The sequence below is a fragment of the Pseudomonas sp. ML2-2023-3 genome (genome assembly GCF_037055275.1).
Taxonomy (GTDB): Bacteria; Pseudomonadota; Gammaproteobacteria; order Pseudomonadales; family Pseudomonadaceae; genus Aquipseudomonas.
In genome coordinates this window covers 223365-244627 of sequence record NZ_CP146343.1, presented here as the reverse complement: position 1 = coordinate 244627, position 21263 = coordinate 223365, and the positions used below count along the sequence as shown (strand labels likewise).

15 protein-coding genes are annotated in these 21263 nt (G+C 59.3%); 9 read left to right on the top strand and 6 right to left on the bottom strand.

Translation table 11 applies throughout. The annotated features are described in order from the left end of the window. Window positions 1-68: 68 nt before the first annotated feature. Both V6P94_RS01030 and V6P94_RS01025 read right to left on the bottom strand, forming a co-directional pair. The gene (locus V6P94_RS01030) at window positions 69-2129 is read right to left on the bottom strand and encodes a membrane-targeted effector domain-containing toxin (protein WP_338648894.1); all 2061 of its coding nucleotides are present in this window, start codon (window positions 2127-2129) and stop codon (window positions 69-71) included. Next, the gene (locus V6P94_RS01025) at window positions 2126-4357 is read right to left on the bottom strand and encodes a dermonecrotic toxin domain-containing protein (protein WP_338648893.1); all 2232 of its coding nucleotides are present in this window, start codon (window positions 4355-4357) and stop codon (window positions 2126-2128) included. Before V6P94_RS01025 ends, V6P94_RS01030 begins: the two co-directional genes overlap by 4 nt. Window positions 4358-4627: 270 nt before the next feature. Between V6P94_RS01025 and V6P94_RS01020 the strand changes: the two genes are divergently transcribed. The 7 genes from V6P94_RS01020 to V6P94_RS00990 all read left to right on the top strand — a co-directional run bounded on the left by V6P94_RS01020 (window position 4628) and on the right by V6P94_RS00990 (window position 12645). Then, window positions 4628-6385: a carbamoyltransferase gene (locus V6P94_RS01020; RefSeq protein WP_133076683.1), complete on the top strand. Its 1758-nt coding sequence runs from the start codon at window positions 4628-4630 to the stop codon at window positions 6383-6385. After that, the gene (locus V6P94_RS01015; RefSeq protein WP_338648892.1) at window positions 6369-7499 is read left to right on the top strand and encodes a glycosyltransferase; all 1131 of its coding nucleotides are present in this window, start codon (window positions 6369-6371) and stop codon (window positions 7497-7499) included. The genes V6P94_RS01020 and V6P94_RS01015 overlap by 17 nt, the downstream gene beginning before the upstream one ends. Further along, on the top strand, window positions 7499-8395 hold the full coding sequence (locus tag V6P94_RS01010) for an antimicrobial resistance protein Mig-14 (RefSeq protein WP_133076681.1): 897 nt from the start codon (window positions 7499-7501) through the stop codon (window positions 8393-8395). The genes V6P94_RS01015 and V6P94_RS01010 overlap by 1 nt, the downstream gene beginning before the upstream one ends. A gap of 142 nt (window positions 8396-8537) precedes the next feature. Then, the gene (locus tag V6P94_RS01005; RefSeq protein WP_338648890.1) at window positions 8538-9980 is read left to right on the top strand and encodes a PIG-L family deacetylase; all 1443 of its coding nucleotides are present in this window, start codon (window positions 8538-8540) and stop codon (window positions 9978-9980) included. Then, entirely contained in the window at window positions 9977-11128 is a 1152-nt protein-coding gene (locus V6P94_RS01000; RefSeq protein WP_338648889.1) for a glycosyltransferase, read from the top strand. Before V6P94_RS01005 ends, V6P94_RS01000 begins: the two co-directional genes overlap by 4 nt. Next, the gene (locus V6P94_RS00995) at window positions 11125-12009 is read left to right on the top strand and encodes a glycosyltransferase (RefSeq protein ID WP_338648888.1); all 885 of its coding nucleotides are present in this window, start codon (window positions 11125-11127) and stop codon (window positions 12007-12009) included. The genes V6P94_RS01000 and V6P94_RS00995 overlap by 4 nt, the downstream gene beginning before the upstream one ends. Window positions 12010-12024: 15 nt before the next feature. After that, entirely contained in the window at window positions 12025-12645 is a 621-nt protein-coding gene (locus tag V6P94_RS00990; RefSeq protein WP_133076677.1) for a CatB-related O-acetyltransferase, read from the top strand. Between the two features lie 68 nt (window positions 12646-12713). Here the strand turns inward: V6P94_RS00990 and V6P94_RS00985 are convergent, their stop codons facing one another. Then, window positions 12714-14588, bottom strand: a complete 1875-nt coding sequence (locus V6P94_RS00985; RefSeq protein WP_338648887.1) for an O-antigen ligase family protein — start codon at window positions 14586-14588, stop codon at window positions 12714-12716. A gap of 157 nt (window positions 14589-14745) precedes the next feature. Between V6P94_RS00985 and msbA the strand changes: the two genes are divergently transcribed. Further along, window positions 14746-16554, top strand: coding sequence for a lipid A export permease/ATP-binding protein MsbA (gene msbA / locus V6P94_RS00980; RefSeq protein WP_133076675.1), 1809 nt, complete (start codon window positions 14746-14748; stop codon window positions 16552-16554). Window positions 16555-16705: 151 nt separating this feature from the next. Further along, window positions 16706-18127 carry a bifunctional D-glycero-beta-D-manno-heptose-7-phosphate kinase/D-glycero-beta-D-manno-heptose 1-phosphate adenylyltransferase HldE gene (gene hldE / locus V6P94_RS00975; RefSeq protein ID WP_133076674.1) on the top strand — a complete coding sequence of 474 codons (1422 nt, stop codon included), beginning with the start codon at window positions 16706-16708 and terminating at the stop codon, window positions 18125-18127. A 120-nt stretch (window positions 18128-18247) separates the two neighbouring features. Here the strand turns inward: hldE and V6P94_RS00970 are convergent, their stop codons facing one another. Genes V6P94_RS00970 through V6P94_RS00960 form a run of 3 tightly spaced genes read right to left on the bottom strand, consistent with a single transcriptional unit; the run spans window position 18248 to window position 21230 of the window. Further along, window positions 18248-19204 (bottom strand): metal ABC transporter ATPase, encoded by a 957-nt coding sequence (locus tag V6P94_RS00970; RefSeq protein ID WP_219262147.1) that lies wholly within the window; start codon window positions 19202-19204, stop codon window positions 18248-18250. 41 nt (window positions 19205-19245) lie between these two features. Next, window positions 19246-20058, bottom strand: coding sequence for an aldo/keto reductase (locus tag V6P94_RS00965; protein WP_219262146.1), 813 nt, complete (start codon window positions 20056-20058; stop codon window positions 19246-19248). After that, window positions 20055-21230 (bottom strand): FAD-dependent oxidoreductase, encoded by a 1176-nt coding sequence (locus V6P94_RS00960; protein ID WP_338648886.1) that lies wholly within the window; start codon window positions 21228-21230, stop codon window positions 20055-20057. The genes V6P94_RS00965 and V6P94_RS00960 overlap by 4 nt, the downstream gene beginning before the upstream one ends. Window positions 21231-21263 lie beyond the last annotated feature (33 nt).

The following is a 21263-nucleotide window of genomic DNA, read 5'->3' as shown; positions in this document are numbered from 1 at the left end:
AGGGCGGGATATCCAGTAAAACCGGGCAACGAGGGCGATATAGGGCGCCCTCGTGCGCAGGTGACGGGTTACTGCATCTGCGTCATGTTCATGTCCTGCAAGTCATGTATCAGATCTTGCAGGCGGTCGTAGCGTTTCTGGTGGACGGGTATCCAGTTGGGCCGCTCGATATAAAACTGGCCGCCAGGATCTGTCTGCACCGGGGTGTGCACCATTTCGTGGTTGCTCGCTCGATGGATCAGGTGTGCGCCGTCCGGCGTGGCGCTTTCAAACCTGAACATGCCGGGTGCGATGAGCCGTTCATTGTTCTGGGCCGGGGACAGCGCGGGTATTTGCGGTTTGGTGCCGGCAATATCCATTTGCAGCCAGTAATCGTTCTTCAAGAAGGTGAAGTCGCGGTGTGTGTGATCTGTAGGCACGACTTCGCCTATGTTCAGGCGAACCCCACGGCTGGAGCCGGGGAACGTGTCTGAAATCCGCACGCCAATCGCGCCCTCAAGCTCCGCCAGGCCGGGCACACCCTGATAGGTGTTGGCGTGGGTATTGCCGGTGAGGGCAATCCATTTTCTGGTACCGGTTTTGACCTGATGTGCGCGGATTACCTGTGACGCAAAGTAGCTGAACATTTCATAGCGAATAAGCTCGGCAGGACTGCCGGCCATGCCACTGGCTTCAGGGTGCAGGCCCCTGTGGTTGTAACTGGCCGCGCAATCAGTGGCGATGACTTCGATGCCATGTCGCCTGGCCTCGCGCACCAGCTTGCTGTACGTGTGGGGGCTTGCGGGATTGATCCCGTGACCCGCGTCCTGGGCTTTGAGGAACTCATCCAGGACAATCGGCATTTTTCCGGTTTTAAAGAAATCGTCGAGAAAGGTCTGATGAAAATCAGTTTGCAGGTGTTCCAGGTAAAGCACTTTCACATCAAGCTCAGCGAGCTTGCTCATTTGGGTGGTGAGCAGTTTTTTGCCTGACTGATTGGAATGGACTTCGCCGATTACGACGCCGTCGGTGTATTCATAAAGGTGTTTGAACAAGTCCTGCGGGCTTGTGGCCGCTGGAACGATGGGGCGAGTGACGCGGGGTTTTGCGGGCTTTGTGGCCAGGAAAGCCCGTGCGTCAGCCAGTAATCGCAGCCTGAAATTCGAAAAAAACTGGCTGGTGCGGGTGATCTCTGCATTGGGTGAAATCCAGTTGGCATCCAGTAAACCTTTGTGGTTCCTGACCAGATCCTGAACCCTGCCTTTGTACTCCGATGGCAAATCATAGGGGCTGTGGATAACGTCAGGCACGGCTTCAGGTAGACGGGCGCCATCACCCAGCAAGGGACTCCAGCGTTTGGTGTTGTCGGCCAGGCGGTGTTTGATTTCCCAATAACCGGCCGTACGGCGCAGCTTGTAACTGCCGCTGACGCCACTGCTTGAGCCTGCGGGCAGTTGCAAATACCAGTGACGGCCGAGCCAGCCGCTGTACACCTCAAACACCACGCCGTCTTGCTGGATATACCGGTTGTGGCTGACGCGGTAGACGCCCTGGGCGTCAGGGGTGAGGCTGTCGAGATTGACGCTGCTGATACGGGCGCTTTCGATGACGCGCTCAATCCCGGTTTTGAGCAACGGCGTGGTCGGGTCCACATCCCATATGCCAGCCGATACCTCGCGAACCGGGAGGCGGCTGCGCGCATCCGGTTTGCGCTCATCCATTACGCGCCAGCGCTCATCCAGGGTGTCGTACCGGCAGGGGTAAAGTCTGCCCTGCCGGTCTTTGAGGTAATGGTGAGTTGAGCCTGCGCCCGTTGTGCTGAACTCATAGATTCCAGAACCGTATTCGTCACCTCTGCGCAGCGTGAGCCCCGCTGCTGCGTGACGGCTCGCCGCGCCGGGACTCAGCGTTGGTGCGGGCTGTCTGGCACGTTGGCGGATGGATCTGCCAAACACCGCAGAGCCGGCAAAGTCCGAGGCGCCGTCAGTCAGGTGGGTGATGGACTCCATGAAGTGCAACAGGGCTTCGTGCCCTTCATCGCGTTGCAAGGCATCGACGCCCTGATAAATCTGGTAGATGAACCGTGCCAATGCAATGGGCAGCAGCACCTTGGTCGGCAGCACGAAGGACACCACATCAATCACGGTCAAGGCCGTTTCCCTGGCGGTATTGAGGTTGCTTTCCCAAGTGGAAGTCGATTGATCGTCGGCCTCGTGAATGGCATGCAAGGCTTCGGTGTCGTAGGACGCCTCCAGCAGGTGATGGCTGATCGGTTGCAGTGAACGTTGCTCTGGCTGAGTCCCGCTTCGATCAGTGGCTTGATGTACGGTTTTTGCGCGGTGGTCACGCGGCGCATGACGTAGGTGCGTAAATGTGCACGGGACAGGACTCGACCCAGCTCATTGCGCGAAGGCACAGTGGCAAACCAGCGCTGGTCAGGGGCGTCTGGCAAGTAGCACACGAGGTTGGTCGAACCGGTGGAGGTGAACACCAGCGCGCCCGGCAGTGGCTTGTAGCGCAGCATCAACAGGTGGGCTTTGATCTGCGCGCCGTTGACCAGCGGGCGGCTGCTTTCAACGGGGTAATCCAGTGCCACCTGAACCCATGCCGCCTGCTCGGCACCCAGGGTGCCCGCCATGCTGGCTTCCAACAGGTCCAGGTTCAGCTGTGCGGCGCGCAGGGCAACGTAATGTTCCTTGCGCCAGCGTGCCTGGGCGGAGTTGACCAGCAGATGGTTGAGTCTGGCTTTGTAGCTCTGGCCAATATCGAGCTGGCGTACCAGGGTCTTGAGGTAGCTGCTGGTGAGAATGGGGTGGGGGGTGCCGTGGGCATCCTTGACCTGAGCCGTCAGGGCAAATGTCACATCCCATATGCCCACATTGGACAGCGCCAACTCACTCAGGCTGCGTCGGGTGGTCTTATAGGTGATCGTAGGTCCGGTTCGGTCCACGCTGGCGCCAGCGGCAAATCCGGAGCCGGTGATCGGGTTAATCACCGCGCCGGTTTGCAGCGCTTCGGTAGTCGAGATGAAGACGGTGTCGGGGTCTATATCAATGCCGTGATCGGCTTTGATCTGTTGCTTGAGCCGGGCTCTGGCGTAACCAAGCAGGGTGTTGATTTGCCCGATTTCTGCCAGGGGCTCGGTGTCGGGAGCCTCTGAAGCCGCGCGTTCATGGTTGAGGCGCTCAACCGCCAGGCGCCATTTTGTCTTGTTGGCCTCGGACGCTGTTTTGAGCCACTCGGGCAGCTGAATCTCCAGCAGCCGGGTATAGCGGGCACGCAACAGGCTGGCGGGCTTGATGGGCAGGCTTGAATTCAGGGACTGATCGACCATCTCGACCAGTTGCTCAAGCGTGGCGCCTGGCTGATCAGTGCGCATGGATGCCCAGGCATGGCGCATGTCGCGCTTCTGTTTTTCGATCAGTTGCTCGCTGTAAAACGTCTTTACTTGCTGCTCCGGCACCGGGCTGTAGTTCACCTGCTCAAAGGCCTGTGCGCCGATACGTTCTTCTGCCAGCACGCAATCGAGTAACGCCTCCCGCTGACGCCCGTCCTTGAGTCGCGCGCTCAACTCTTGGGTCAGCGCTGCCAGTGAGGTGAAGGCTTCGAGCCCGGCGTTGGGGGTGTAGAGCACCACTGTGCGCGGGGTTTGGTCTTGCACGATGCGCGTGTCCAGAGGGTCGGCAGAAGCCCGCGGCAAATCTTTGGTGGTGATCACCAACACGCCGTGCAACAGCGAGGCGGGCTGAGGGGGCCGGCCATGCAAGGTCAGCGTGTAAAACCCGTAGGCGCTTGGCGTTGATGGCTGTGCAGACAGGGGGAACACCTGATCGATAGCGTTCATGGCTTGCGGGCTGAGGGTTCTGTCCCCATGGCGCAGGGTTGCTTCAGACAGGATCAGGTTCAGGGTAAAGCGTGACAGCCAGCTTTTCGGGGTGAGGGAGTCGAGGTCCTCATGGGGCGTTTGCCAGTAGTCACGGTGAGCATCCCTCACACACAGCTCAAGGCTGTGGGTGGTGAACTCGAGGTATTTTTCGAGTTGTGGCACGGTAATCTCTGCGACCAGATCTTGCTCGGCCAGGGTGTAGGCATGGTTGTAAACGCGGGCTGTATTTTGCACAAAGGTCGGCATCTGCCCGGTGAGGTGGCACTGCTCGATCAGCATGCTCAGGGTTTGGCTGTCGATAACGGGTGACTGGCACGGCTCGGCTGCCCGCTCGTAATTGAGGTAGAGGTAGTCGGTGCAGGCCTCTACGGGCAGTTGTGGGAAAAACATCCTTAATCGATGGTCTAACGAGAGTGCGAGATCCGGGAAAGTGTCAGAAAACTTTGTCCATTCGGCTTCGCAGCCTTTGAAGTGTTCCAGATGGGTGGGCATGCTGATTTCCTGTTGAGTGAAGCGTGCGGGTCGCACGTGACGGTGTGATCACAGGAAATCCCAACGGCGGGTGGGGGTGGGCTTACATATGTCTGGAGTGCCGTGTCTTTTACGAGCAGACCTGGCGCGGCTGGGCGTGGCAAATCGCGCTGGGTCATTTGCGGTGTCTTTACGCTATAATCCCGCTCTTTAGCTGTTTCTCGCCTGGCGAGGGGCACATTATTTGTTCAGGCGCCCGCCGCCTGCCTGCATTCCAAAGAGGCTAATCCAGTGGCATTGACGATTCTTGGCCTGTCCGGCGCCCTCAGCCATGATCCCTCCGCAGCCCTCTATATCGACGGCAAGCTGGTAGCGGCGGCTGAAGAAGAACGCTTCGTGCGTGATAAGCATGCAAAGAACCGCATGCCCTACGAATCCGCAAAATTTTGCCTTGAGCAGGCGGGTATCAAACCTTCCGACGTTGATGTGGTAGCGATCCCGTTCGCCCCGATCAGCTTGTTCGGCAAGGCGCGCTGGCACTACGCCAAGCGCTATTGGTACGCCCCGGACCGCGCCCTTGACGCGATCCTGATGGGCAACCGTCGCTACAAGCGCTATCGCAACAAGATCGTGTTCTGCCTTGAGCAACTGGGTTTTGACCCGAAGAAAATCAAGATTGAACCGGTTGAGCATCACCTGGCCCACGCTTCCAGCGCTTACCACTGCTCGGGTTTCAAAGAAAAAACCGCGATCCTGGGTATCGACGGTAAGGGTGAGTACGCCACGACGTTCTTCGGCTACGGCGAAAACGGCAAGATCACCAAGATCAAGGAATTCTTCGATCCTGACTCCCTGGGCGGCCTGTACGGCGCGATCACCGAGTTCCTCGGTTTCGAGATGCTGGACGGTGAATTCAAGGTCATGGGCATGGCGCCGTACGGCGACGCCAGCAAATACGATTTCTCGCGTCTGGCCTCGTTTGAAAACGGCGAGCTGGTGATCAACACCGAATACGCCAACGTGATCGGCCTGCGTCGCTACAAAGAAAAAGGCAAGGGGTTCTACTTCTCGCCAAAACTGATCGAGTGGCTGGGGCCAAAGCGCGAAGGCGATATCGCCGACGAGCCGTACATCCACTACGCGGCCAGCATGCAGGCGCTGTTTGAAAAACTGTCGCTGCAAATGATCGACCACTACCTGGGTGACATCCTCAAGGAGACCGGCAAGATGGCCTTTGCGGGCGGCTGCGCGTTGAACGTGAAGCTGAACCAGAAGATCATTGCCCGTCCTGAAGTCAAGGAGCTGTTCGTGCAGCCTGCGTCCGGCGATGCCGGTACGGCGGTGGGTGCGGCAGCCTACGTGTCCCATGCTCGCGGCGTGCCGGTCGAGAAGATGGAACACGTCTACCTAGGCCCTGCGTACAGCAACGAAGATGTGATCGCGGCCTGTGCCCGTCACCCTGGCAAACCTGCGTATCGCAAGATCGAAGGCACTCCGGAGAAGATCGCCAAGATCATGGTCGACGGCAACCCGGTGGCCTGGTTCCAGGGCCGCATGGAGTTCGGTCCGCGTGCATTGGGCGGCCGTTCGATCATCGGTTGCCCGAGCAGCGAAGGCGTGGCTGACCGTATCAACGAACAGATCAAGTTCCGCGAGCGCTGGAGGCCTTTCTGCCCGTCGATGCTCGACACCGTTGGTCCGCAGATGATCAAGGTCGATCATCCGGCACCGTTCATGACCTTCACCTTTGAAGTGTCGGACGAGTGGAAAACCCGCGTGCCAGAGGTTGTCCATGAAGATGGCACCTCCCGTGCCCAGGTGCTCAAGCGCGAATACAACCCGCGTTACTACGACATGATGAAGGCGCTCGAAGTGCTGACCGGTAACGGTGTGTCGCTGAACACGTCGCTCAACCGTCGTGGCGAGCCGATGGTCTGCTCGCCGACGGACGCGCTGAACATGTTCTTCGGTTCCGATCTGCAGTACCTGATCATGGAAGATATTTTGGTAGTTAAAGACGGCGCCGAGACTTATGAATCGCTCGACTGAGCGTCATGTGCTGCAGTTCTGCCACGGCTATGACGGACCGTTTCTGGACTGCGCACGCCAGTACGCCAGCCTGTTTTCCGGCACCGGGTACAAGGTCACCACGGTCTTTCTGACCGGGGCGGCCGACCCTGAAGTGGCTGCAGGCTGTGGCTCTGATGAAGTGCTGTTCATGGAGTTCAGCTCCAGGGCCATCCGTGGCCTGAAGCTGGGCGCCATCGCCAGGCTGCGCAAGATCGCAACTTCGCGCCCTTTCAGTTTTTGCATTGCCCACCGCTTCAAGCCGATTTACATCGCCTTGTTGGCCACCGGTTTGCCGGTGATCGGTGTGCATCATGCCTTTGGCGACTATAAGCGGCGCAGCCGAAAACTGTTCGCCCACCTGTTTCGCAAGCGCCTGAGCCTGCTCGGTGTTTCGGATGCTGTGCGCGACGACATGCGCCAGTGCCTGCCCAAGTGGCCGACCGGTCGAATCAACACGCTTTATAACCGCATCGATATCGATACCGTTCAAGCCGATCAATTGTCAGGCACTCCGGCGCGTGAAGCGTTGGGGCTGTCGGTCGATGGTTTTATTGTCGGCAACGTCGGTCGCCTGCATCCGGACAAGGACCAGGCCACGCTGATTCGCGGTTTTGCCACGGCGTTGCCCAATCTGCCTGCTGACAGTCAGTTGGTGATCATGGGCAAGGGCCGTCTGGAGCAGGATCTCAAAGAGCTGGCCAATGAACTCGGGGTCGGCGAGCAGGTGCTGTTTTTGGGTCAGGTGCCCGATGCACGGCGCTATTTCCGGGCGTTTGATGTGTTTGCGCTGAGCTCCGATCACGAACCGTTCGGCATGGTGCTGCTTGAGGCCATGGCCGCAGGCGTGCCGTTGCTGGCCACCGCGTGTGGCGGTGCTAAAGAAGTGGTCGAGGGTGTGGGTATTCTGTTTCCACTGGGCGATGCCGAACATCTGGCCCAGGGCCTGCAGCACCTGGCGCGACTCGATGACGAGCAGCGCCTGGCCTGTGCCGAGCTGATGCTGGAACGCTTGCATGAGCGCTTCAGCGATGAAGCAGTGCGCGATACCTTCTGGCGCCTGGCGCAAGTCACCGACCTGACTGCGGAGTCCTGATGCTCAATCGATTTCAAGGCTGGCGCGAGCGCGGCTGGAGCGTTGTGGATGCTGACACCTATGCCGGTGCCTGGCAGCGTTTTGGCGGCAGCGTGGCGACCCATCCGCTGGTGGTTGAGCGCCTGGCGCAGTTGGCGGGTATCCCGGTGCGGTATCTGGCCTGGGAGCAAGGCGGTGAACTGCAGGCGGCGATCCCGACCTGGGGGCGCGACCTTGCCTTGTCCAAGGATGTGCTCAAGCGTCACGGTAAAAAAGGCCTGTTCGATCTGGGCAATGCCGAACTGATCCTGCCCGCCGCTGCGGATGCTCAAGCGCCGTTGCGTCACCGCGGGCGTTATCTGTCACAGCTCAATGAAGGCCGCTTCAGCACCTTGAAGCCTCAGGCCGAGCAGTTGGCGATGGCCCGCACGCCCGAAGAATTGTCGAAAAAGTTTCGCTACAACCAGCGCCGCGAATTGCGTTTGCTGGAGGAGGCCGGCGGCGTTGTGCGCCCGGTTTCGGAGTTTTCCAGCGTTGAGCTGGCGAGCATCTATTGCGATTTGTTCCTGCGGCGCTGGGGTTTTGTCGCCACCGGTGCCGAACGCATGGCCGAAGTGATCGAGCTGTTGCGTGAACTGTTGATCGGTTCGGTGATTTTCCTCAATGATGCGCCGATTGCGATTCAGCTGGTGTACCGAGCCGAGTCCCCGGAGTGGATCAGCGTGGAGTACGTCAATGGTGGCGTCGATCCTCAGACCCGCGAATTCAGCCCTGGCAGCGTGTTGAGCTTTATCAATACCCAGTCAGCCTGGGAGCAGGCCCGCAGCGTCGACAAACCTTTGCGCTTTTCGTTTGGCCGGGCTGACCGTGAGTACAAAGAGCGTTGGTGTAACCCGGTGCCCGTGTTCAAGGTCTGAAACATACGCATACAAACCTTGTGGTAGCGGGCTTGCCCGCGATGGTATCACTGCGTTTTTTTGACATGCCGTAGTGCCTGCATCGCGAGCAGGCTCGCTCCCGCGGGAGTTCAATCACAAGAGCCAAGTCATGAGCCAGCCCATGAGTCGCAAACAACAGCTCCTCAAGCGCCACCGGCGCAACAAGCGCATTAGCCTGCTGATAGGCCTGCTGGTGCTGATTGCCAGCGGTGTGCTGTTGGCCTGGTGGCTGGTCCCGGTGTTGGCGGTGCTGGGCTGGGTAGCCCACGAAGCCTGGTTTGCCGATCACTTGTTCTATTCGGCCCAGGACGATTACCGGTACAACTTTGCTGCCGACGCTGAGCAACCGGCGGTACGCCTTGAGGGCGACAAGCTGAGGGTTGATCAGCCGCTGATACTGGATGGCGATGAAACCCTGATTCTGGCGATCACGATCAAAAGTGGCTGGCTGGGGCGGTTTTTTGATCCGTATGTACAACTGTCGGGCAGCGACTCTGCGGACAGGCAAACCTTCGAGCGTGGGGTCAATGGCCTGCGCTATCTGAATATCAGCGGTTGCGGCTCGGCCCTGGTCGATGGCGCACTGCATGTGCGCGGTCGTTTTTGCCGTGTCATGGGTCAGCCGCAGCTGTGGGTTTTTCGCCAGCCCGATTACCGCGATCAGCGTGTGATGGTGATCGCTCCCCATGCCGATGACGCCGAGCTTGCGGCTTTCGGGCTATACAGTCAGGCCAGGGAAGGCTGGATTGTGACCCTGACCGCCGGTGAAATCGAAGCCGGGCATTATCAGCAGATGGGGCTGGAACGCGCCGACGCAGCCCGACTCAAAGGCCGCTTGCGCGCCTGGGACAGCATGGTCGTGCCGCGTTGGGCCGGTGTGCCTGAAGACCGTTGCGCGCAGTTGGGGTATTTTTGCCTGCAATTGCCCGCCATGCAGGCGGCCCCTGATCAACCCGTGGCTTCGCGAGAGGCTGACTTGAGCGACATTCGCGTGTTCCGCCAATTCAACCCGTTCCCGCTGCCCGGTGATCTGGACGGCGCCCCGACCTGGCATAACCTGCTGGCTGACTTGCGGGCGTTGATCCTTCGCGCTCGCCCTGAAGTGATCGTGCTGCCGCACCCGGCAATCGACCCTCATCCTGATCATATCTGTGCCCACGCTGCCGTGATTGAAGCCCTTGAGGGTCTTGAATGGCAGCCGTCCACCGTGCTCGGCTACGCCAACCACCTGCATGACAACGATCGTTGGCCGATGGGCAACAGCGGTGATGGCATTGCCTTGCCGCCGGTGTTCGATGCCTCGCTCAGCCTGCGACCGTGCAGCCTGGCGCTGACCCTTGAACAGCAGCGCGACAAGGCGATGGCGCTGGGCATGATGCATGACCTGCAACCCCGGGCCGCGCTCAAGCGCAGGGTGCGGCGGTCGATACAGCAGCTCTTGGCAGGTAGAAAGCCATCGCCTTATGGCGAAAATGAATTCTTCCGTAAAGCGGTTCGGCGTCACGAACTGTTTTGGATAGTGAAAGAACATGATGCAACCGGGTTTCATCAGGGAGACTTATGAAGCGTTCCAAGGTTTTGCAATTGCAGCCCGATTACAACGTCAAATCCCATGACTTTGCCGATCTCGCCGAGCAGATCGTGCGCGCGCTCCCCCGAGAGCGCTACGAAATCACGGCGGCCTTTTTGCGTGGGCGTCCGGCCCCGGGCGAGCCGGTGAGCAAGGCGGATCACTCGGTGTATTTCGAGTTCAGCGACAAGTCGCTCAAGGGCATGCGCCTGCGCGCCATGTGGGCGTTGTACAAGTTCTGCCGTAAAGAACAGTTTGATGTGGTGATCTGCAACCGCTTCAAGCCCGTGAACATGATGCTGCAGCTCAACCGCTGGCTGAAAATTCCGCTGTGTGTGGGCATTTCCCACGGATTTGGTGAATACGACCGCTTCTATCGTCGCAGCCAGGCCAAGCGCCTGATCGACAAGGCATGGCGTTTTGTAGGCGTGTCACCTGCGGTCAAACAGTACCTGCTCGACTGCAAGTGCGGTTTCACCGAGCAAAATACTTACGCGATTACCAATGCCATCGACATCGAGCAAGCCGAAGCCTTGCAGCTGCCACGCCAGCAGGCACGTGAACAGCTCGGCCTGGATCAGGATGCACGGATGATTGGTGCTCTGGGACGTTTGGTGCCGATCAAGGGCCATCGTTTCTTGCTGCAAGCCTTCGCCACCTTGAAAGACAAATACCCGACAGCGCAGTTGGCAATCATTGGCGCCGGGCGTGAAGAGTCGCGCCTGCGCGAACAGATCGAGCAGTTGGGCCTCACTGGCCGTGCGCACCTGCTGGGTTTCCAGGAGAATGCATTGCAGTACGTGCGCGCCTTCGATATCTGGACCATGCCTTCGCTGGCAGAAGGCCTGGGGTTGGCGCTGCTTGAAGGCATGAGCGGGCATTTGCCTGTGATCGCAACCAATGTGCCGGCCATGTTGCCGCTGATTGAAGGCGCTGGCGGCCTGGCCGTGAAGCCCAGTGATGTGGCGACACTCACCGCCGCGCTGGATGAGTACCTGGCCTTGTCGGATCAGGCGCTGCAGGCCAAGGGTGAACAGGCGTATCGCTACTTGCAGGAGCACCACGACATTGAAGTGTTCCGTCAGCAGTATCTGGATTTGATCGACTCTGGCTTGAGCCAGGCACGCAAGGAACACCCATGACAGATTCGCAACCCTTGGTAACGGTGATCATCGCCTCCTATAACCACGGGCCTTATATCGAGCAGAGCATTCAGAGTGTTCTGGATCAGACCTATCCCAATATTGAGTTGCTGGTGGTTGATGACGGTTCACCCGATGACAGCGTCGAGCGCATTGAGCGCTTGCAGGCGGTGCATGGTTTCGACTTTCGGGTACAGCAGAATCAGGGCCTGACCAACACCCTGAATGGCGCGATTGCCCGTGCCAAGGGCAGCCTGATTGTGCCGTTCGGCTCCGATGACATCATGATGCCGGACCGCATTGCGGTGCAGGTCGCGTACATGGATGGCAAGCCCGAAGTGGGTATTTGCGCGGGTAATATCGAGTTGATCGATGCCGACGGCAACCTGTTCCCGGAGAATCGCCAGCGCCGTGACGTACCGTTCAGGCGTCTGGATTTTGATGACATGTTCCTTGAGCGCAAGCCTTATCCGCCAGCGCCAACCCTGATGATCCGCCGCGAAGCGCTGGACAAGGTGGGGGGCTTTGATCCGGCCATTCGCCTTGAAGATCTGTACATCGAGCTGAAAATTACCCACGCCGGGTACTTTATCGACGGCCTGAACGTGGTGATGGCGCGCTATCGCAAGCACGCCACCAACTCGTACAAGAACCATCGCTTCATGAACGACAGTATTTTGCGCATCTATGCGCTCTTCAGTGACCATCCGTTGTATGACGAGGTGCGTTACAAGTTTCTCAACTCCATGTTCCTGAAAACGGCCAACCGCAATCGTGCCCTGGCCCGTGAGTTGTTGGCACAGATTCCGTTCAGGCACTGGACGGGTAAAACCTGGCGTGGCTTGGGGCGGTTGTATTTTTCACCGCTGGAAAAAGACTGAGACGGGGAGTGCACCATGGGCTGGATTGAACGTTTTCGGGAGAAGCGCGCCAAGCGTGCAATCCGTAAATTACCGAAAATCGAGCGGGGCGTTGCCCGTTTCAAACAGTGCTATCCCGACTACGAAATGGGTCGTGGCAGCTATGGTCTGCCCTTGGTGCATGACTGGAAAGAAGGCTCGACCCTGCGCATCGGGGCTTTTTGCTCGATTGCCGAAGGGGTGAATATATTTTTGGGCGGGCACCATCGCGCCGACTGGGTAACAACGTATCCCTTTCCGGCGATGCTCAAGGCGGCGCAGCACATTACCGATTACAACGGCACCCGTGGCGATGTGGTGGTGGGCAGTGATGTGTGGCTGTGCTCCAACAGCACCGTGCTGTCGGGTGTCAGCATTGGCCACGGCGCCATTGTGGCGGCCGGTGCGTTGGTGACGCGTGATGTTGAACCGTATGCAGTCGTGGGTGGCAACCCGGCGAAGTTCCTGCGCTGGAGGTTCCCTGAGGAGCAGCGCCTGGCCTTGTTGCAAACTGCCTGGTGGGAATGGCCGGATGCCGATATCGAGCAAGCGGTCGGCCAGTTGTGCAGTGACAATATTGAAGGCTTCTTGACCTTGGCCCGTCAGCGTCAGGCCTGAGCACGATCAGCAGACAACGGCTGATCGTGGCCGTGGTCGGGAGCGCCCGAGGGCGCTCCGCTGATGTGTCAGGTTGCAGCGTGTGCCGTGCCCAGCTGTTTGATTTGCTGGCTCAGGCTGTTGACGGCCACCGGGTCGGCCAGGCTGGCGTAGCCGTCGAGTAGCGCCTGCAGTTGTTCTTCGAACAACCAGCGGCGATCTTCGGGGTAACGCTGCATGTGGCGCAGGTTGCGCTGGCGCAAGGCGATCCTGAGCGCTGAAGGGTAGAGGTGCATGTCGGCGATATCGATCAGGGCGAATTCGCCATCGTCCATCAGCAGCACATTGCCCAAATGTAGCGAGCGGAAGTAAATGCCCTTGTCGTGCAGTACCGCCAGGAACTTGCCGAATCGCTCCACCAGTGCCTGGCGAACCGCGGGCGACCCCATCGATTGCATGACCTGACGCAGGGTTTGGCCCGGCAGCGGCTGATACAGCACAGCCGTACTGCCATCCTTCAGTTGATACAGGTCCAGGATTTTCGGTGCGGCAATCCCCATGCCCTGCAAGCGCTCGCTGTTGACGGCAAAACGTTCGGAGTACGGGTTGAAACTGCCGGATGTATAGCAGCGACGCCCGCGGAACAGCTTGAGGAAGTTGCCGTTTTCCAGGCGCAGGACTTTGGGGCCCAGACCATCTTCTTCAATCACCTGCGCATGGGTCTGAAGGGTGTCGAACGCCGCCTGGGAAAGGTTGCGCACAGGTCGGTCGCGCAAAGTCTTGAGGCGCTGGTTGATGCTCAGAGCAGCAATCAGGGCCAGGGGAATCCACAGCAGGTACCAGTGTTCTTTCGGCCTTGGCAGTATGCCGCCGCCTTCGGTCAGGCCGGCACCAATGCCGTACACCAGCCAGGCAGACGCCAGGATGAACAGCGGTTGCACGCGATGGCGCCAGCTGCTGTAAAGCCCCCAGACCTGCATGAACAGCCAGGGCGTGAAGCCCAGAATGCCGGTGTAATACAGCACGCCGAGGGCGAAGTTGTGTGGTTCGCTTACGATGTAGCCGCCGGTGCCCGGCAGTTCCAGGCCCAGAGTAGCTTCGTAACCATAACCGATCCACGGGCGTTGTTCTATCAGCGCAAGCACCATGTTCCACAGATCAAGTCGAAATGAACTGCCACGGCTTATGAGCATTTCCCAGAACAGCGCGACCACCACTGCCCCTCCCACAACCAGCATGCTCATCAGCGCCAGTGAGCGGCGGTTCCAGCAGATAAAGCTCAGCCACACCATGGCCATTACGACTGCCACCAGAGGGGTTCTGGAGCCGGTGGCCAGCAGTGCTGCGAACATGATGGTAAAGGCTGGGATCGCGATAAACAGGATCTGCGGCCGTTTGCAGGTCATGCCCAGGGTGAGCCAGTAAATGCAAAAGAAGCCGAACGCGTGAGAGCTCAGCAGCGGGTTGTCGAAGGCGCCCGCACCGATCATCCGGTATTCCGGGACGACAAGGCTGATGGGAATGAACATGTACAGGTTATAGACAGTCGCGACCAAGGCAATCACAGCAGCGGCGAAGAACACCGGTTGCAGGCTTTCACTGCGGTATCGGGTCAGCAGCGCGCAGCCCCAGAACAGCATCAGCAGGTGCAAGGCCGGCTTGAGCGAACCCACGAAGTCTTCTTCGCCGTTGGTCCACATCAGGCTGGCCATCGCCCAGGCGGCAAACAACATGAAGCCGAGGACTATCGGGTCACGCAGAATCTCTTTCAGCTCTTTGGGCCGCAAGATGATCGCGATAAGGGTCGGAATACTGAACAGGCCGTAATACAACTTGTGATGAAGACTGCGTCCTGGCAGAAAATAAAGGTCGGATAGAAGCAATAAAAGACCGGCAGGTAGTAGCCACAGGCAGATGAAATCAAACACCCGCTGCTTTGAATAATTTAAGTAACTGAATTGCATGCTGAAAGGTTCATTCCAGGTTTTGGACGGCCATACTAGCGTACTGGCCCTGAAGTGTCGTTTTTACTGCCCTGGGAGGCTGGGGTTCAAGCGGCAGTCAGTACACCAGAGAAGCTGTGATAAAGTCAGCATCCTTTTTGACTAACCGCCGCGTGATATGACCGAATCCAGCCCCAGCACAAGCGAATCGAGCTTGAAGATATATCTGCGCCTGCTCAGCTATGTCCGGCCTTATGTCGGCCTTTTCCTGCTGAGTATCCTCGGGTTTCTTATTTTCGCTTCGACCCAGCCAATGCTTGGTTACATCCTCAAGTATTTCGTCGATGGCCTGTCCAATCCGGATGCAGTGCTGTTCCCCACTGTTCCCTATTTGCGTGATCTGCGCCTGTTGCAGGTCGTGCCGATACTGATCGTATTGATCGCCGCCTGGCAGGGCCTGGGTTCCTTCCTGGGTAACTACTTCCTGGCCAAGGTGTCTCTGGGCCTGGTGCATGACTTGCGGGTTCAGCTGTTCAATAACCTGCTGGTACTGCCCAATCGCTACTTTGACAAGCACAACTCGGGCCACCTGATCTCCCGTATCACCTTCAACGTGACCATGGTCACCGGCGCTGCCACCGATGCGATCAAGGTCGTCATCCGTGAAGGCATGACCGTTGTGTTCCTGTTTGGCTCGTTGCTGTGGATGAACTGGCGCCTGACGCTGGTGATGGTTGCGATCCTGCCGCTGATTGCCGTCATGGTGAGCACGGCCAGCAAAAAATTCCGCAAGCAAAGCAAGAAGATCCAGGTAGCGATGGGTGACGTGACGCACGTCGCCTCGGAAACTATTCAGGGTTATCGCGTTGTACGCAGTTTTGGCGGTGAAGCCTACGAGCAGAAGCGCTTTCTGGAAGCCAGTCAGAGCAACACTGACAAGCAACTGCGCATGACCCGTACCGGGGCGATTTACACCCCGATGCTGCAACTGGTCATCTACGTGGCCATGGGCGTCCTGATGTTCCTGGTGCTTTACCTGCGCGGCGACTCTTCGGCGGGCGACATGATTGCCTACATCACCCTGGCCGGTTTGTTGCCCAAGCCGATTCGCCAGCTGTCTGAAGTCAGCTCGACGATCCAGAAGGGTGTGGCCGGTGCTGAAAGCATCTTTGAACAACTGGACGAGCAGCCTGAAGTAGACACCGGCACTGTTGAGCGCGACCACGTCAGCGGTCGCCTTGAAGTGCGTAACCTGAACTTCACCTACCCGGACACCGATCGTCAGGTGCTCAAGGACGTGACCTTCACGGCCGAACCAGGGCAGATGGTGGCGCTTGTGGGGCGTTCCGGTAGCGGCAAGTCGACACTGGCGAACCTGATTCCGCGTTTCTATCACCACACGTCGGGCGAAATTCTGCTCGATGGTGTTGATATCGAGGACTACCGCCTGCTTAACCTGCGCCGTCATATTGCCCAGGTGACTCAGCATGTGACCCTGTTCAGCGACACCGTGGCCAACAACATTGCCTATGGCGATTTGGCGGGTGCACCCCGTGCCGATATCGAAAAAGCGGCGCGTGATGCCTACGCGATGGACTTTATCGAGCAATTGCCACAAGGCCTGGACACTCAGGTCGGCGAGAACGGCGTGCTGCTTTCCGGCGGTCAGCGCCAGCGTCTGGCCATTGCCCGGGCGTTGCTCAAGAATGCGCCATTGTTGATTCTGGATGAAGCCACCTCGGCGCTGGATACCGAGTCTGAGCGCCATATCCAGGCAGCACTCGACCACGTGATGAAAGGCCGTACCACGCTGGTGATCGCTCACCGCCTGACGACCATCGAGAAAGCCGATCTGATCCTGGTCATGGATCAGGGTCAAATTGTCGAGCGCGGCACCCATGCCGAGCTGATGGCGCAAAACGGCTACTACGCGCGCCTTCACTCGATGGGCCTTGATGCGCCTCAAACCTCGGGCGATATCGCCTAGCAGGGTGTCGCCGCTGCCGGAGCCTTCGGTAGCGGCGACACAACGCGTTCGCTATGCCTGATTCTCATTCGCTGCGATTAATACCGTGAACGGACCTGCGTTCACCCTGTGTTAATATCGCGCCCCTGTTCATTTTGTATGTGGGATCTCCATGAAGTTGTCCATGCCGCGATTCGATCAAGCCCCTGTCTTGGTGGTAGGCGATGTCATGCTCGACCGTTATTGGCATGGCGGGACCTCACGGATTTCGCCTGAGGCGCCGGTGCCGGTGGTCAAGGTCGAGCAAATCGAAGACCGCCCGGGCGGCGCTGCCAACGTTGCACTCAACATTGCCGCACTGGGTGCGCCTGCCTCATTGGTCGGTGTGACCGGCGACGATGAAGCCGCCGACAGCCTGGCCAATCGGCTTGAAGGCGCCGGTGTTCGTGCATTGTTCCAGCGAATCGCGCACCAGCCGACCATCGTCAAGCTACGGGTCATGAGCCGTCACCAGCAACTGCTGCGTATCGACTTCGAAGAACCGTTCGCCACTGACGCCCTGGCGTTGGGCGCCGAAGTTGAAAACCTGCTCGAAGGCATCAAGGTGCTGGTGCTGTCCGACTACGGCAAAGGCGCCCTGAAAAACCATCAGGTGCTGATCCAGGCTGCGCGGGCCAAAGGTATTCCGGTTCTGGCTGACCCCAAGGGCAAGGACTTCTCTATCTACCGTGGTGCAAGCCTGATCACGCCCAATCTCAGCGAGTTCGAAGCCATCGTCGGTGGCTGCACCGATGAGGCTGACCTGGTGGCCAAAGGCGCCAGGCTGATGGCTGATCTGGATCTGGGGGCCTTGCTGGTGACCCGTGGCGAGCATGGCATGACCTTGTTGCGTCCGGGCTTTGCAGCCATGCACTTGCCCGCTCGGGCACGTGAAGTGTTTGACGTTACAGGTGCTGGCGATACCGTTATTTCGACCCTGGCCGCCGCCATTGCTGCCGGTGAAGAACTGCCCCACGCCGTGGCGCTGGCCAATCTGGCGGCCGGTATTGTTGTCGGCAAGCTGGGTACGGCAGCCATCAGTGCGCCGGAACTGCGCCGGGCGATTCAGCGCTCCGAAGGTTCTGAGCGTGGTGTTCTGAGCCTAGATCAGCTGTTACAGGCCATCGAAGATGCACGGGCGCATAACGAGAAAATCGTCTTCACCAATGGTTGCTTCGACATCCTCCATGCCGGTCATGTGACCTACCTGGAGCAAGCGCGGGCCCAGGGCGATCGCCTGATCGTTGCGGTCAACGATGACGCTTCAGTGAGTCGCCTCAAAGGCCCTGGTCGCCCGATCAATAGCGTTGACCGGCGTATGGCCGTATTGGCGGGTTTGGGCGCGGTGGACTGGGTGATCAGCTTCCCTGAAGCGACTCCAGAGAACCTGCTGGCCCAGGTCAAGCCGGATGTACTGGTCAAGGGCGGTGATTACGGGATCGATCAAGTGGTCGGTGCCGATATCGTGGCGGCTTATGGCGGTACGGTCAAAGTGCTGGGGCTGGTTGAAAACAGCTCGACCACGGCGATTGTCGAGAAGATTCGCGGTCAGTAACGATCAAGCGAATGCAATGTGGGAGCGGGCTTGCTCGCGATAAGATCGCCCCGGTTTTTCTGAAGACCGCCTCGACTGTATCGCGAGCAAGGCCACTCCCACACGTGCATTGCTCCGGGTTTAAACCTTCTTCACGACCTTTCTGAATATCTGCCGCGCCCTGCCGGTCAGGCGCTTGAGCCTGGACTCCGGTGTCGGCGGGCTCAAGCCTTGCTGCTTGACCCAATCCTTCCAGTGAATCCGCTCGTCGTGTACCACCCAACCGTCCTGAGGCGCAAAGCTCTCGGCCAGACGCACGCCCCGGGTACTGGCAGGGTGCAATTGGTCTTTGGTGAGGGTGTACAGCTCGGCGCAGGGCTGGCCATCGGTCAGCGGGATCAAGTACAGGTCCGGGTGCTTGCGGTCCAGGCGCGCGACCAGTTGATCACCTTCCAGTCGCTCGTCGACATGAAACAGGCTCAGGGACTTGGCTTCCTTGGGGACCTCCAGGCGCAGGTCGTAAATCAGTTGCAGTGACGCCGTCGGTAAATGCACGTAGGCCCGTGGTCGTTCCAGCAGGGGCTGGCTGCCACAGCGCACGGGCCGCGCAGCTCCAGACAGTGGCGTCAGGCGAAAGGGCAGGGCTTCACGGTAATGCAGGGCGGCTGCATAGGGGGCCGGTAGCCACGTTTCGTTGAAGCGCCCGCTGAGCCAGCCTTCGGGGGTTTCCAGCAAGCACTCTTCGGCAATTTCCTGGATCGCCGTATGCAGGGGCAGGTTGACCTCATGGGCTGGCACATAGCCTGAAATCAGCTTGAGCACCACATCGCCCCGATCCTGCCTGCGCTGGCGCACCAACACCCAGTAGTCGCGGCCTTGCCAATGCAAGGTCAAGCGCACCGATACCCCAAGGTTTGCCAGTTCCAGGGAAAAGCGCTCGCTGTTGGCCACTTTCACCGGTCGGCGTTTTTGCAGGGTTTGCGTGAAGTTCAGCGGCATGCCGACGCTTTGATAGCTCAGCCCCTCAGGTGTGGCTTCGACATACAACGGCAGGGTTTTGAAGTCGCTGGGGTTCTTGCGGATCAGCATGCGCGGCATCTTGGCTCCTTCTTGCGTCGGGGTCGGCCACATCGCCAGCTTCAGGTTTTACGCAGTACCTGCGCAACCGTCGCCACGTTATGGGCCAGGTGCAGCGGATTGATGGTGCCGACAATAGCACTGGCAACTCCGTGATGGCCAAATACCAGTTCGAAGCTGGCGCGTACCGGATCAACCCCCGGGCTCAAGCAAACATGCCCGCTGGCCAATGCTTTTTTAACCAGAATGGCTTTGCCGTGGGCCGCGGCGAATTCGATAACAGGCAGCTCGGCCTGCTCATTGAGGTTATAGGTGACCATCGCGCAATCGCCTGTTTCCAGGGCCTTGAGCCCGCCTTCAACGGTTTTGCCCGACAGGCCGAAGCCGCGAATCTTGCCTTCGCGTTTCAGTTCTGCAAGGGTCTCGTAGACCTCGCACTCATTGAGAATCGCAAGGTCATTGCCGTCAGAGTGCACCAGGACCAGATCGATGAAATCCGTTTCCAAACGTTGCAGGCTGCGCTCCACCGAGCGCCGAGTATGAGCTGCACTGAAATCATGGCTCGACTGGCCGTTGACGAACTCTTCGCCCACTTTGCTGACAATCACCCAGTCCTGGCGCTGGCCGCGCAAAAGCGGGCCCAGGCGTTCTTCACTGCGGCCGTAGGCGGGCGCGGTGTCGATCAGGTTGATGCCCAGGTCACGGCTGAGCTTGAGCAGCATTCGCGCTTCGTCATCCCCCGGTATCTGAAAACCGCTGGGGTACTTGACCCCCTGGTCGCGGCCCAGCTTCACGGTGCCAAGGCCCAGTGGCGAGACCAGCAGGCCGGTACGGCCCAGCGGTCGATGAAGTTCGTGCAGGGTTGGCTGGCTCATGGCAACAGTTGCTCCCAGGCGGTCTTGCCCAGAGGCGGGCGCGGTAGCGCAGGCAGGGCCGGGGCATTGCCCGGCTTGATACCGTCGTTTTCCAGTGCCTGGATCACGCGATCCGAGAAGTCAGGTGCCAGTGCCAGCTTGGTAGGCCAACCCACCAGCAGGCGGCCTTGATCCGCCAGGTAGGCGTTGTCCGGGCGCACCAGGCCCGACTGCGCAGGCTCGGCGCGGTTGACCCGCAACGTGGCCCATTGCGCCTGGCTCAGATCGACCCACGGCAGCAAATTGCCCAGCTCTTTTTTGGCAACGGCGATTTGCTCGGCAGGTTCGCGGGCAACACCATCGGCTTCGGCGATGTCTCCGCCCAGGTACCATACCCATTCACCATCAGCGGCCGGGTGGGTGGTGACGGTAATGCGCGGCTTGGGGCCACCGCCCAGGCAATGGGCGTAGAGCGGTTTGAGGCTAGGACCCTTGACCAGCACCATGTGCAACGGACGCAGTTGCTGGGCTGGAACACTGATACCGGCACTGGCCAGTAGCTCGGCATTGCCTGCACCTGCGCTCAATACAATGCGCTGGGCATGAATGTCGCGTCCGTCGACCCGCAGGCCGATCAGCTCGTTGTTTTCAAACAGGGGTTCAATGGTCTGGCCGGCCAGCAGGCCGTCGCCCGCCAACTCGGCCAGACGCTCAATCAGGCTGGGAACATCGACCACCAGCTCCGCCAGACGATAGACCTTGCCCTTGAAGCGCGGGTCTTGCAGGGCGGGGGGCAATTGGTCGCCTTTGACTTGATCGACCCGGCCCCGTACGGCCTTGCTGGCAAAAAAGCTGGTGAGGTTGCCCGCCAGCGTGCCGGGTGACCACAGGTAATGGGCTTCGGAGAGCAGGCGCACGCCGCTCAGATCCAGTTCGCCATCACCGGCCAGGGCTTCACGCCAGCGCCGGGGCATATCGGCGATGGCTTCAGAGGCGCCGGTCAGGGCGCCGTGCAGCGCGTACTTGGCGCCGCCATGAATGATGCCCTGAGATTTCACGCTCTGACCGCCGCCCAGGCTTTCACGTTCGACCACAATCGTGGAAAACCCCTGACGTCGCAGGCGGGCATTGAGCCAGAGGCCGGCAACACCAGCGCCGACAATCAGCACGTCGGTGGAAATAACAAATGGCATGAGCGACCTCAGCGTTTAAAGACAAAGACCGCA